General features: G+C 39.5%; 14 protein-coding genes. 11 read left to right on the top strand and 3 right to left on the bottom strand.

Translation table 11 applies throughout. The features are described from left to right. Window positions 1-123 precede the first annotated feature (123 nt). Window positions 124-351, top strand: a complete 228-nt coding sequence (locus AC1F25_RS13140) for a hypothetical protein (RefSeq protein ID WP_002350441.1) — start codon at window positions 124-126, stop codon at window positions 349-351. A 46-nt stretch (window positions 352-397) separates the two neighbouring features. Here the strand turns inward: AC1F25_RS13140 and AC1F25_RS13135 are convergent, their stop codons facing one another. Genes AC1F25_RS13135 through AC1F25_RS13125 form a run of 3 tightly spaced genes read right to left on the bottom strand, consistent with a single transcriptional unit; the run spans window position 398 to window position 2,715 of the window. Beyond that, window positions 398-1,855, bottom strand: a complete 1,458-nt coding sequence (locus tag AC1F25_RS13135) for a PTS galactitol transporter subunit IIC (RefSeq protein ID WP_049142583.1) — start codon at window positions 1,853-1,855, stop codon at window positions 398-400. A gap of 21 nt (window positions 1,856-1,876) precedes the next feature. Further along, entirely contained in the window at window positions 1,877-2,179 is a 303-nt protein-coding gene (locus AC1F25_RS13130) for a PTS sugar transporter subunit IIB (RefSeq protein ID WP_002350439.1), read from the bottom strand. A gap of 56 nt (window positions 2,180-2,235) precedes the next feature. After that, the gene (locus tag AC1F25_RS13125; protein WP_002350438.1) at window positions 2,236-2,715 is read right to left on the bottom strand and encodes a PTS sugar transporter subunit IIA; all 480 of its coding nucleotides are present in this window, start codon (window positions 2,713-2,715) and stop codon (window positions 2,236-2,238) included. Between the two features lie 164 nt (window positions 2,716-2,879). Between AC1F25_RS13125 and AC1F25_RS13120 the strand changes: the two genes are divergently transcribed. From AC1F25_RS13120 to AC1F25_RS13075, 10 genes are all read left to right on the top strand, one after another. Then, window positions 2,880-3,653: a DeoR/GlpR family DNA-binding transcription regulator gene (locus AC1F25_RS13120; RefSeq protein WP_010731480.1), complete on the top strand. Its 774-nt coding sequence runs from the start codon at window positions 2,880-2,882 to the stop codon at window positions 3,651-3,653. A gap of 19 nt (window positions 3,654-3,672) precedes the next feature. Continuing rightward, window positions 3,673-4,101: a galactose-6-phosphate isomerase subunit LacA gene (gene lacA / locus AC1F25_RS13115; RefSeq protein WP_049142584.1), complete on the top strand. Its 429-nt coding sequence runs from the start codon at window positions 3,673-3,675 to the stop codon at window positions 4,099-4,101. 18 nt (window positions 4,102-4,119) lie between these two features. Continuing rightward, window positions 4,120-4,635: a galactose-6-phosphate isomerase subunit LacB gene (gene lacB, locus AC1F25_RS13110; RefSeq protein ID WP_010731482.1), complete on the top strand. Its 516-nt coding sequence runs from the start codon at window positions 4,120-4,122 to the stop codon at window positions 4,633-4,635. A 12-nt stretch (window positions 4,636-4,647) separates the two neighbouring features. After that, complete coding sequence (lacC, locus tag AC1F25_RS13105; protein ID WP_002350433.1) at window positions 4,648-5,574, top strand: tagatose-6-phosphate kinase; 927 nt, start codon at window positions 4,648-4,650, stop codon at window positions 5,572-5,574. Between the two features lie 12 nt (window positions 5,575-5,586). Continuing rightward, window positions 5,587-6,573, top strand: a complete 987-nt coding sequence (lacD, locus tag AC1F25_RS13100) for a tagatose-bisphosphate aldolase (protein WP_002350432.1) — start codon at window positions 5,587-5,589, stop codon at window positions 6,571-6,573. Window positions 6,574-7,028: 455 nt separating this feature from the next. Further along, entirely contained in the window at window positions 7,029-7,697 is a 669-nt protein-coding gene (locus AC1F25_RS13095; protein ID WP_002350430.1) for a response regulator transcription factor, read from the top strand. Continuing rightward, window positions 7,688-8,821, top strand: coding sequence for a sensor histidine kinase (locus AC1F25_RS13090; protein ID WP_010731484.1), 1,134 nt, complete (start codon window positions 7,688-7,690; stop codon window positions 8,819-8,821). Before AC1F25_RS13095 ends, AC1F25_RS13090 begins: the two co-directional genes overlap by 10 nt. A 24-nt stretch (window positions 8,822-8,845) precedes the next feature. Further along, the gene (gene dgoD, locus AC1F25_RS13085; protein WP_479994351.1) at window positions 8,846-9,967 is read left to right on the top strand and encodes a galactonate dehydratase; all 1,122 of its coding nucleotides are present in this window, start codon (window positions 8,846-8,848) and stop codon (window positions 9,965-9,967) included. Beyond that, entirely contained in the window at window positions 9,961-10,956 is a 996-nt protein-coding gene (locus AC1F25_RS13080; RefSeq protein ID WP_226816347.1) for a 2-dehydro-3-deoxygalactonokinase, read from the top strand. Before dgoD ends, AC1F25_RS13080 begins: the two co-directional genes overlap by 7 nt. Window positions 10,957-10,974: 18 nt before the next feature. Then, window positions 10,975-11,601 (top strand): bifunctional 4-hydroxy-2-oxoglutarate aldolase/2-dehydro-3-deoxy-phosphogluconate aldolase, encoded by a 627-nt coding sequence (locus tag AC1F25_RS13075; protein WP_049142559.1) that lies wholly within the window; start codon window positions 10,975-10,977, stop codon window positions 11,599-11,601. The last annotated feature ends 335 nt before the right edge of the window (window positions 11,602-11,936 follow it).

The raw sequence follows: 11,936 nt of genomic DNA, 5'->3' as shown, positions 1-11,936 counted from the left end.
CGCTTTATTAAGGAGGAAAAGGGATATCAAAACAACCATGGACACTAAGTCAGCTGAAGCTCTTTGACATGAAACGAGTTAGATCAGAAAAAGCAATGATGAAATCGCACGCATAACCGCGGGATGCGAAGCGATTCAGGAAAAAAGAAATCAAGGAATTCGCAATTAAACAACAAAAAGTCAAAAAGCACAAAACAAACAAGAACACAAAAAGAATCGTTGAGGAATACCAACAAAGGCAAGCTTAAAGGAGTTAAAAAAAGCATAAACGTTGATAATTTCTTTATTGGGTGTGGCAAGAGATGGGCTATGCTTTTTGAAATGGATTTTACATCTATTTATTTTTTATAGGTAAAATAATACCCCGAAGTCTAAAGACATTCGGGGTGTTTTTAGCTTATTTAGCTTCGGCTGCATAAGTCATATTATGCGCCGTTGCCGGAGATGCATTCTCTTCTTTTTCAGCTGCGTATGCAGCGTTGCGTTTTTTCATTTGACGAGCGTACCAAATGAAGATTAAAAGGTATGCACCTAATGCTAAGGCAGCGTATATCACAAATTCGATTTGTCCTTGAGAAGCATTACCGACTAAATAACCTAGGAATTTTTCAATCGGGCCTTCCATCGTTGTATGAGAGATCATGGCGGACCCGTTCAAGCCGGCTGGAAAGGCTCCGACTGCTTTAGCTGTTTGAGTAACGAACGGGGCGATCAAGGTGCCGGACCATAAGAATAATGGTAATTCGATCGCGCCGATTACGATCATACGGATTAATTTTCCACGAGTTACGACCAATAGTGCTGGGGTAACACCCATTGCGATGATTCCGCCTAGTGGCAATAATTTATTTCCTGGTAAGATGATGGCTTCTAGCAACATGATTGGTGCTAATACGTTAGCGGCAGCCCAGATTTCAGCGCGGCCTGCTATGAAAGGCCAGTCTAAACCTATGTTGATGGTACGTCCTTTTAGTCGTTTATTGGCAAAATCGGTAATCCCTTGTGATAACGGTTCTACGGCTGCGATGAACCAAGCGCCTATCAAAGAGAACAATTCCAAACAGACGGCAGCGGTAAAGGCTAGCGAGAAAATTTGCGTTGGTGTTTGTCCTGCTAGTAATCCAACAAAAGTCCCCAAATAAATTCCAATCGCGAATTTTGATCCCCAGAAGCCAATTTTACTATTCAATTTGGCAGCATCGAAATCATATTTATCCAACCAAGGGAAGATTTTGTCGAAAATTTTATCGAAAACCATAATAATCGGATTCATCATGTAGTTCATATGAGTCGTGGTCATCGGGTTGCTGTCTGGCGCATTTAACAAGTCATTGAAGGTTGGTTTCATTAAGTCGGAGTTCCAAATTTTTAATACACCAATGAAAATAACTAATGCAGAAGCAATAAACAGATTAGCACCGCAGAAGATCGCGAACAAACCAACAATTGCTAAATGCCAAATATCGAAAATATCCACATCTAATGTGTTGGTTTTTTTCATTGCTAACATGACAATATTGACGATCACCATAATTAGTAAAAAATAAAGCGTGTATGGCGACCCCCATGTGATGGTTGCTAGTGGGGCCCAACCGACATCTGTAATGTTTAATGAAATACCTGTGCGTTCAACAAAAGCTGTCATAGCGTCTGAAAAAGCAGTAGTTAAAATTCCAATAATAGCTCCGATCCCAGTCAGGGCGATCCCTAATTTGAGCCCGCCTTCAAGAGCGCGTGACGGTTTTACTTTAAAAAATAAAGCAATAACAGTTAATACGATGGTCATTAACGGTGCCGCACCTAAATTAATTAGGGGGGTAAATACTTTATTGGCAATATCAATAATTGTATTCATATGCTTTTCCTTTCTTTAGTCCTATTTGTTTAATGATTGGATTGCGCTTTCCATACTTTGGTAAACAGGCTCAGCCATAGCAGGAATACGATAAAGAATAGCACCTGCATCAACGACAGGGATGTTAATGTCAAAACCCAAGTCGGTGTTGGCAATTTGTGCGAAAATGTCATAATGAGACAGCATTTCTTCATTGATATCTTTGATCATAACGGCGTCACAGGTGACTTGATAGCCACGATTTTTCAATTCAGTTTCCAAAGCGCTTTTGATTTGATGGCTTGAATTAACGCCTGCTCCACATGCTGCTAAAATTTTGATCATAATAATTCTCCCCTTAAAATAAGTTTATTTTTTATCCTGCGGTTAGGCAGAGACTTCTATATATAAAAATGTTCTTCTAAAAAATGATAAATCGCTTCTGTGTCCTCTAATTTGAAAAACGAAAACAGTTTTTCTTCGTCAACAGAATTAATGAAATCCATGATATTAGCCAACATGCCAGCCTGTGCTTCACCATTTTCGTTCAAGATCATGAAAAGAAATGAAGCGGAAATCTGATCGCTTGGCGAGATCATGTTGTAGAAAGGGATTTCATTTTTTACTTTGATTGGAATGATACGGGTGGTTCGCACAAACTCACTTTCGGTATGAGGGATAGCGATATCTGGCAATATTTTAGAGACAGGTGAGAGATCTAATCCCGTCGGATAATTACGCTCCCGTTCTAAAAGGTTCTCCAAAAAATCTTCGGTTACCAATTCTTTCTTTAACAGATCTTGATAGACTTCCTCGAACACTTCTTCCTGCGACTGCTTGTCAGAAACATAGACAGTGTCTTTGAAAAAGAATTCATTCACACAAAACAGCTCCTTTATTAGTTCGTTTATGTTTATTTATCTGTTTACAAGTTGAGTATAACCGCTTACAAAATCATTCTCAACGCATAAACGAAAATAAACGAACAATATGTGTTGAAAAATGTTCGTAAATGTTTTATTATAAGGTCGTGGAGGTACAGAATATGCTGAAAACAGAACGACAGCGTTCGATCTTAGCGATGTGTGATCGCTATGGGACGATAACAGTCAAATTTATTCAGGAAGTACTGAATGTTTCAGATATGACGATCCGCCGAGATCTAGAGGAACTCGCGCAGAAGAAAAAGCTTTTACGCGTTCATGGCGGTGCACAAAAAATCGATTATCTGGAAATGTCGACTTCTATAGAAGCAAATGAGCTTTCTCATACTGAAAAAAAGAAGCTGCATACAAAAGAGAAGGAATACATCGCTAAAAATGCGGCAGCTCATATCAATCAAGAAGACGACACGATTTTTCTTGGATCGGGTACAACGATCGAATTAATGACACGATACATCAAGCCGTCATCTCTCCGAATCGTTACCAATAGTCTGCCGGTTTTCAATCTATTAAGTGAAATAAAAAGATTTGAACTGTATTTGATCGGTGGGCTATATCGGGAAAAGACTGGAGCCTTTGTCGGTTCAATTGCCAATGAAGCTGTTCAAAAAATCGGTATTAAGAAGGCTTTTGTCGGAGTGAATGGATTGAAGGGTTCGGAGGTTTCGAATTTCAGTATTGAAGAAGGTACCTTGCAAAAAATTGTTTTAGATAATGCGGCAGAAAAATGTTTGGTTTCAGATGCAAACAAATTCGACCATAGCGATTTTTATAATTTCTATGATTTGCGCAAGATCGACAAATTATTTACGGATTCTACTCTTTCAGCCGAGCTGAAGAGTTATTATCAGCAATTCACTAAAATCATTCAGTAAAAAATAGGAGGAAACAAAAATGCGTGTAGTAATTGGTTCAGACAGTGACGGCATGGAATTAAAGGAATTAATCAAGAAAAAATTGATCAAAGAAGGTATTACAGTAGTAGATAAGAGTGAAACGGCTTCAGAAGATTTTGTGGAATCAACTTTGGCGATCGCAAATGATCTGAATGAAAACGAAGGTAGTTTAGGAATCGCGGTTGATGGCTACGGCGCTGGCAGCTTTATCACGGCAACAAAGGTTAAAGGAATGGTAGCAGCAGAAGTTTCGGATGAGCGCAGTGCGTATATGACCCGTGAACATAATAATTCTCGGATGATCACACTTGGATCAAAAATTGTTGGCGATGAGTTGGCGTTGAATATTGTTAAGGAATTTCTACAAGCAAATTATGATGGCGGTCGTCATCAAGTACGTGTCGACATGTTAAATAAAATGGCGTAATTAGGAAGGATGAATGAAATGAAAATCGCAATTGGCTGTGACCACATCGTCACAGATACAAAAATGGCAGTATCAGATTTCTTAAAATCAAAAGGACATGAAGTGTTGGATATGGGGACCTATGACTTTACCAGAACCCATTATCCGATCTACGGAAAAAAAGTCGGAGAGGCCGTGACTAGCGGAGAAGCAGATCTAGGAGTTTGTTTGTGTGGAACAGGTGTTGGGATTAACAACGCTGTCAATAAAGTACCTGGTATCCGCAGTGCGCTGGTTCGCGATATGACGACTGCTATCTATGCGAAGGAACAACTAAATGCCAATGTGATCGGCTTTGGCGCTCGGATTACGGGAGAATTTTTGATCTGTGACATATTAGAGGCCTTCATCAATGCCGATTATCAAGAAACTGAAGAAAACAAAAAATTGATCGCCAAAATCGATCACGTCGAAAAAGCCAGTGACAAGCAGTCTGATCCGCATTTCTTCGATGAATTTATCGAGAAATGGGATCGTGGCGAATACCACGATTAAGCGGGTGGACAAATGATTTTAACAATAACGATGAATCCATCGATTGATATTTCTTATCCATTAGAAACCTTCAAGCTCGACACAGTCAATCGAGTAAGAAATGTTCGCAAAACAGCTGGCGGTAAGGGCCTAAATGTGACACGTATCTTGAAGCAATTAGATACGGAGGTGATTGCTAGTGGTTTAATCGGCGGTTTTTTAGGTGAAGAGATTAAAAAGGACCTGACTCAAAATGAGATTGCTCATGACTTTTTACCTATCAGCGGAGAGACACGTAATTGCATCGCTGTTTTACATGACGGAAAACAGACGGAAATCCTAGAAAACGGACCTGTTATTACTGAACAAGAAGCAAGGGCGTTCTTGCAACATTTCGAAAAATTAGCTGTTAAAGCCGAAATCATTTCTTTTTCAGGAAGCTTGCCAGAAGGATTGCCTGCTGATTTTTATCGACAAATGCTGCAAGTTTGTCAGCCAAAGCCTGTCGTTTTAGATTGTTCAGGTACAGCATTAAGGGAAGTGTTGCGAGGCAGTGTAAAGCCTAAGCTAATAAAACCCAATACCGAAGAGCTGGCTGGTCTGCTAGGACGAGAAATCTCAACAGAATTATCAGATTTAAAAGCCGCCTTGTCAGATTCGATGTTTGATGAAATTGAATGGATAGTGGTTTCAATGGGGGGCGACGGAGCCTTTGCCAAACATCACGAGACTTTTTATTGCGTGACAATTCCAAAGATTGATGTCGTCAATCCAGTTGGCTCTGGTGATGCGACCGTTGCCGGATTGACCGCTGCGATTCAACAAGGTCTTTCGGATGAAGCCGTGTTAAAACAGGGTAATGTTTTAGGAATGCTGAATGCTCAGGAAGCGACGACTGGCTATGTCCAATTAGCCAATTATCAAAAACTATATGATCAAATCTTAGTGGAGAAAGTGTAGGAGGATACGGAAATGAACGAAGAAAAACGTCAATATATCAAGCAACTATGCAATGAAGATGGAGTGATTGGGGCCTTAGCAATTGATCAACGCGGGGCTTTGAAGAAGATGATCACAAAATTCAAGGGCAGCGAAGCAGAAGAATCAGAAATCGTTGAATTTAAAGAAATTGTTTCTTCACAATTAACGAAATATGCCTCATCGATTTTATTAGATCCCGAATATGGCTTGCCAGCAGCTGACGTTAGAGCAAAAAATGCCGGCTTGCTGTTAGCTTATGAAAAAACTGGTTACGATGCGTCAACTCCCGGCCGTTTACCAGATTTATTATCGATCTGGTCAGTTAAACGTTTAAAAGAAGCAGGCGCCGATGCTTGTAAGTTCCTACTTTACTATGATGTCGATGAAGCAGAAGAAATCAATAATCAAAAACATGCCTTTATTGAACGAATCGGCTCAGAATGTCAGGCTGAAAACTTACCCTTCTTCTTGGAGCTTGTTTCTTATGACGCGAACATCTCTGATGCGACTTCGAAAGAATACGCCATTAAGAAACCTCATAAAGTCAACGATATGATGAAGGAATTTTCTGATCCACGTTATGGCGTAGATGTGTTAAAGGTGGAAGTACCCGTCAATATGAATTATGTGGAAGGCTATGGGACAGACGAAGTCGTGTACACAAAGGCACAAGCGGCTAACTTCTTCAAGGAACAGGCTGAAGCCACTAACCTGCCATTTATTTTCCTAAGCGCCGGTGTAAAAGCAGAGTTGTTCCAAGAAACACTGCGCTTCGCGAAAAATGCCGGCTCAACCTTCAATGGTGTACTTTGCGGCCGTGCGACTTGGGCAGATGGTGTAGAAAGCTATATCGTTGATGGAAAAGAAGCAGCGATGGAGTGGATGAATACGCAAGGGCGTAAAAATATTGAAGAATTAAATGCCGTATTGAAAGAAACTGCTACACCGGTGGAAGTGTTAACAAGCTCACTATCATAAGAAATCAGACTGTGAAGCACAATTGCTTGCAGTCTTTTTTTATACATAAAGCGTAAAATCATGCTGCATTATTAGGGGAACGAATTCTAAAATAGTAAGTGAGTTAAAACGAAGGAGTTTTTCTTTAGAGAGATTTTCTTACATGTGGTACTTAATGACTTGATGGCAATTTTCAGTATTCTAACGAGGCTTATTGGTCATAAACCAACGAACTTTGAAAAGTATATACAAGAAAACCAAGCAAATAGAAAGTAGTGAGACTGGAGGAAAGGTTCCAGTCTTTTTCTATTCTAGGTATTTTCAAACAGTAAAATCATTCTTAATTATGTGTTTTTTAACAGAATGTATGAATTTCTTCAAATCTTCACAAAAAGAACGTGGACTTTGAAGAAGAGCGTGTACTATGCTAAAAAGCATAAGTGTAATTACTAAATCCGTATGAGGAGTGAATATACATGCGTGTACTGGTGGTTGAGGACAATCGTGAGCTGGTTTTATCCGTAAAAAAGGGCCTAGAGCAGGAGAATATTTCTGTAGATGTAGCTTATGATGGCGAGTCAGGAGAAGAGAAGGCCTTCATCAATTCATACGATGGGATACTACTAGATTTAAATCTGCCTAAAAAAGATGGATTATCTGTTTTACAAAGTCTCCGTGCTGAAGAAGTCGAAAGTCCAGTTATCATTATTACTGCACGTGATGAGATTGAAGAACGAGCAAAAGGCTTGGATTTTGGAGCAGATGATTATTTAGTCAAACCCTTTGAGTTACTAGAATTAAAAGCACGAATACGCGCGGTTATTCGTCGTTATCATGGACGTGCGCTGCCGCAGATTTCAATTGGTGCTTTGAAGATTGATCCATTAGGTCGAAGGGTCAGCTATCAAAAGACAGAGGTGGTCCTGAAACCCAAGGAATTTGATATCTTACTGTGCATCGCTCAGCGTCATCCAGCGGTTGTTTCGTCTGAGGAAATTTCTGAACATGTCTACGATGAAGATTTTGATCCTTTTTCGTCGGTTCTGCGAGTGCATCTGGCTCGTCTAAAAAAGAAACTGGCTGAAGCAGCTGAAAAAGAGGTCTTAAAAACCATTCGAGCAAAGGGGTACCAGCTATGCTATTAAATTTTAAAATGACGTTAACGATGCTGGCTTTTTCACTGTTGGTGACAGGCGTGATTTTAGTGAGTTTCTTCTTTCTGAGAAATAATTTGGAGGGAATCAGTATCGCATCTACCTTAGGTGAAGATGTTTATTTTATGGAAGAGGGTAAGACGGTTCAAGCAGAGACGCAGATGGAAGCTTCGAAATCTTCCAACAATCAATTTATGACTATTTCGATGATAGATAAAGCTTACCAGGACGAACTATTTAAATATTTACCAGCGATGGTGCTGGTTATTTGTTCTGCCGTCATGTTATTAACGTTTATTCTTTGGTTGGTTTTACGCAAAATTTACAGTAATCAAATCTTAGCGATTACGCGTGATTTAACGTTTATTGATCAAGTTCCTAAAAATACTGTGAAGGACGAGGCATTAAATGCGGCTTTTAATAAGCTAAAGGATAAGTTCGATGGTCATTTGGAGGATTATCGACGATTAAATAGTTATCTGACCCACGAGCAGAAAAATGCCATCGCTATTTTGCGTACGAATCTGGAAATAGAACGGCAACATGCCGATCAAGGAAATTTAATGCTTTTAGATCGGATGACCGACAGTATTGACGATATTTTGACATTATCCAATAACTCAGAGGATCTTAGCACGGAAGTCGTAGACGTTTCACTGATCTGTGCGGAAGTTTGTGATGCCTACAAAATGAATTATCCGAATCTTTTGTTTGCGTTTACTGAAGATCAACCAACCCTGATTCATGGACGAGATCGTTGGATTTATCGGGCGGTTTCGAATTTAGTTGACAATGCAATCAAATATGGTGAAGGAAAACTGGTAATTGTCACCATTTCAAACCAAAAGGGTAGCGTGATTATTGAAGTAAAAGATCAGGGAATTGGCATTCCTCAGGAGAAACAGGCATCAATTTTTTCTCATCAGTACCGAGTGCATGGGCTCAAGCAGGATGGCTTACCTAAAACAATGGACTTTAGGGACACGGATGAAACCTTTATTCAATCCGTTGCCTCGAAAAGAAACCATATTCCAAGAAAATCATTAAATTATCGAACACCATTGGAAGTATTTTTGAGCTGCATAGATAAAGACATATTGTCTAGCTTAATTTGACAAATCAGAGGATATAAAACGTATATGGTGCCTCCTAGATGGCTATTCTTAAAAATCGAAACGGATGAAGGTATTGCCGGTTGGGGCGAACCCGTTATTGAAGGAAAAGCGGCAAGTGTCGAAACAGCAGTTCATGAGTTTATGGATCAGTTGCTAGGTGATGATCCATCTGCTATTGAAGGCTGTTGGTCAAAAATGTACCGCAGCAGTTTTTACCGAGGTGGTCCCATATTGATGAGTGCTATTGCGGGTATTGACCAAGCGCTTTGGGATATCAAAGGGAAAACAATGGGACAGCCGGTCTTTCAATTACTGGGTGGTGCAGTCCGAAATAAAATCAAAGTGTATTCTTGGGTAGGAGGTGATCGTCCTCACGATGTAGGGGCAGCGGCACTAGAAAGAAAAAATTCAGGATTCAAAGCAATTAAAATGAATGCAACAGAAGAAATGCAGATTATAGACAGCTATGAAAAAATCGATGAAGTAGTGCATCGCATTGAGGCGGTCCGGGATGCTTGTGGTCCGTATTTCGGTATAGCAGTTGACTTTCATGGTCGAATCCACAAACCGATGGCAAAAGTGTTAGCGAAAGCTATAGCACGCTTTAATCTGTTGTTCATTGAAGAACCGGTATTGTCAGAAAACAATAAAGCACTAAGTGCGATTACACAACTGGTGGAGACCCCAATTGCGACTGGCGAACGGATGTTTAGCCGCTGGGATTTTAAAAATATTTTAGAGAGCAACAATGTTGAAATTATTCAACCGGATTTATCACATGCTGGAGGGATTACTGAGTGTAAAAAGATCGCAAACATGGCAGAAGCGTATGATGTTGCTGTAGCCTTCCATTGTCCGCTAGGCCCGATCGCTTTAGCTGCGTGTCTGCAGCTAGATGCTGTTGTTCAAAATGCATTTATTCAAGAACAAAGTCTTGGAATCCATTACAATGATGGCAATGATCTGATGGACTACATTAAGAATCCAGAAATTTTCGAGTATGAAGACGGTTATGTAAAAATCCCACAGTTACCAGGATTGGGTGTTATCGTGGATGAGGAGTTGGTGATTGAAAAATCAAAAATCCCTAATAATTGGCATAACCCCGTTTGGCGACATGAAGACGGAAGTATCGCGGAGTGGTAGATGAATATATGATAAAAGATATTATTACTATTGATGTAGGAACAACAAATACTAGAGTTAGCTTGTGGCGAGATGAAGAATTACAGGAAGTTTTTGTCTATTCACAAGGTGTTCAGAAAGCATCATTGGCGGGGAATAATGATACGGTGAAAAAAATTTTGGAGTGTTCAATCAAAAAATTGTTCAAAAAATATAATATTTTGGCGGAGAAAACAGTGATTATCGCTTCAGGAATGATAACTTCTGCTTTTGGACTTGTTGAGATTCCTCATTTGAATGCACCAGTAGGAATTCAAGAATTAGCAATATCGATGAAGCAATTTTCATTTCCCGAGGTTTGCCCGCAGCCTATCTGGTTCATTCCTGGTGTAAAAACTCAATGTCAAGACAAGTCACGGCTTTCTTCGATTCAATATGATGTGATGCGGGGAGAAGAAACAGAGGCGATGGCAGTATTTTCATTGCTGAAACCGACGATTTCTGATGAGCATATCTTTGTAATGCCTGGAACACATACCAAGTTTATCAAACTGGATAAGAACGGTAGGATTGTTAAATCAAAAACTGCTACCACAGGGGAGATACTTTCATTATTGACCAAGAAATCGTTGATAGCTACAGATGTTCATCATCGTTTCTATGATGAATTAGATGAGTCATATTTGTTATCAGAATTTCATTCTGCTAGGAGTAACGGTATTGGCAGTGCTGTATTTGATGTACGCATATTGGGGCAAACTCATAATGCTTCGCGGAATCAGCGAGCAAATTATTTGTTGGGGGCCGTACTTTCTTCGGATATCCAACTATTAGAAAATTTTTTAGAACCCAATGAAACAGTAGTACTGACTGGCAAAAAGGAGCTTAGAGAGGCGATACATGTCATTCTCAATGACTTAGATAATTTTAGCCATCCTATCATAATCATTGAAGCTAACGATTTAGCTGGTCGAGGTGCATTATTGGCTGGAAAAAAAGGGGATTGTTAAGAAAAGAGGGATAAATTAATGGAATTGGAAAATTACCCAAAAGCGACCGCTATCCTGCGTGGATATACTTATGAAGAGGCAATGCTAGTTATTCGTGTTCTAAGTGAGTTTAAGCATTTTATAGGAGTCGAAGTTACAACAAATAATAGTGACCACTTAAAAATTATCCATGATGGAAAAAATAGATTTGGGGATAAAATTTCGATTGGTGTTGGAACAGTCGTAACTGTCGAACAAGCAGAGGAAGCAATAGAAGCGGGTGCTGAGTTTATGTTAGGCCCGCAAAAATTTAATGACAAAATTTTTAAACTAGCTAAAAGAAAGGGTGTTCTAACAATTCCTGGGGCCATGTCGCCCACAGAGATATTCAAAATGTTTGAGATGGGTGCTGATATTGTTAAGGTGTTCCCCGCCAACTGTCTTGGACCGGAATATTTCAATCAAGTGCAAGCCCCTTTAGGAAGTTTACCTTTGATGGCTGTAGGAGGGGTAGATCAGACTAATGCACAAAACTATTTGAACAATGGAGCCTCTTATGTAGGAATTGGTTCAAAATTTTTTGAAAAAAGTGCTGTTCACCAACTAAATTACGAGAGGCTAATGGAGTTGGCTGAATCTTTTATAGATAGTTTAAGAGTTGAATAGAACCCATTTGCGGAATACAACTTGTTTTATAATATGGCGTTATCTGTATAAAACATAGTATCACAGTGAATGAGATTGAACTGGTAGATTGATTTTTCGACCAGTTCTTTTTGCGCGCTCTGATGCTTGATATATTCCCAACGAGATAAAAAATCCCCCAAGATACTAAGATGAAGCGTTTATCCAACCTCATACTTAGATAAAAAGGAGGAAATGTTCTGAATGATAAACAAAAATTAGCGCGCACAATTTGGCGATGAAAAAATCATATTGTATTTACGTCAAAATATCACCATCAAATTATTTATGGAAAACATAATAGGCATAAACCCGAT

The organism is Enterococcus sp. M-BR2, assembly GCF_056612775.1.
This window is presented reverse-complemented; position numbering and strand designations above follow the sequence as displayed.

What these genes read in the sequence shown, in the direction of transcription:
- AC1F25_RS13140 (WP_002350441.1), top strand. Translation starts at nt 124, where the DNA reads ATGCGAAGCGATTCAGGAAAAAAGAAATCAAGGAATTCGCAATTAAAC.
- AC1F25_RS13135 (WP_049142583.1), bottom strand. Translation starts at nt 1,855, where the DNA reads ATGAATACAATTATTGATATTGCCAATAAAGTATTTACCCCCCTAATT.
- AC1F25_RS13130 (WP_002350439.1), bottom strand. Translation starts at nt 2,179, where the DNA reads ATGATCAAAATTTTAGCAGCATGTGGAGCAGGCGTTAATTCAAGCCAT.
- AC1F25_RS13120 (WP_010731480.1), top strand. Translation starts at nt 2,880, where the DNA reads ATGCTGAAAACAGAACGACAGCGTTCGATCTTAGCGATGTGTGATCGC.
- lacA (WP_049142584.1), top strand. Translation starts at nt 3,673, where the DNA reads ATGCGTGTAGTAATTGGTTCAGACAGTGACGGCATGGAATTAAAGGAA.
- lacB (WP_010731482.1), top strand. Translation starts at nt 4,120, where the DNA reads ATGAAAATCGCAATTGGCTGTGACCACATCGTCACAGATACAAAAATG.
- lacC (WP_002350433.1), top strand. Translation starts at nt 4,648, where the DNA reads ATGATTTTAACAATAACGATGAATCCATCGATTGATATTTCTTATCCA.
- lacD (WP_002350432.1), top strand. Translation starts at nt 5,587, where the DNA reads ATGAACGAAGAAAAACGTCAATATATCAAGCAACTATGCAATGAAGAT.
- AC1F25_RS13095 (WP_002350430.1), top strand. Translation starts at nt 7,029, where the DNA reads ATGCGTGTACTGGTGGTTGAGGACAATCGTGAGCTGGTTTTATCCGTA.
- AC1F25_RS13090 (WP_010731484.1), top strand. Translation starts at nt 7,688, where the DNA reads ATGCTATTAAATTTTAAAATGACGTTAACGATGCTGGCTTTTTCACTG.
- dgoD (WP_479994351.1), top strand. Translation starts at nt 8,846, where the DNA reads ATGGTGCCTCCTAGATGGCTATTCTTAAAAATCGAAACGGATGAAGGT.
- AC1F25_RS13075 (WP_049142559.1), top strand. Translation starts at nt 10,975, where the DNA reads ATGGAATTGGAAAATTACCCAAAAGCGACCGCTATCCTGCGTGGATAT.